The organism is Rothia sp. HMSC068E02 (assembly GCF_001813565.1).
GTDB lineage: Bacteria > Actinomycetota > Actinomycetes > Actinomycetales > Micrococcaceae > Rothia.
In genome coordinates this window covers 1-303 of record NZ_KV812877.1, presented here as the reverse complement: position 1 = coordinate 303, position 303 = coordinate 1, and the positions used below count along the sequence as shown (strand labels likewise).

Genomic DNA, 303 nt, shown 5'->3' with positions numbered 1-303 from the left:
ACTGCCACCCCATATCCGAGTGCAAAATCGGCTTGACTCCCTCGGGTTTGGCCTCCATGAGTATCTGAAGCATCTCTTGCTGCTGAGCAAGATTAGGGCACATCGAGATGGAATAGGCGACAATCTCCTTGCTAGCAAAGTCATAAACCGGCGCGAGATAGGCCTTACCGAAGGAGAGCTTAAACTCGGTAACATCGGTACCCAACTTCTGCCAAGGACCGGTCGCCGTGAAGTTGCGACCGATGATGTTCTCAAAACTTTGCCCCGCCTCCCCCTTGTAGGAGTTGTACCTGTGGTAGGGCC

1 pseudogene is annotated in these 303 nt (G+C 53.5%); it reads right to left on the bottom strand.

Going from position 1 to position 303, the window contains the following annotated elements:
* A pseudogene (locus HMPREF2919_RS01595) lies at positions 1–303 on the bottom strand (IS3 family transposase); the annotation flags it as partial.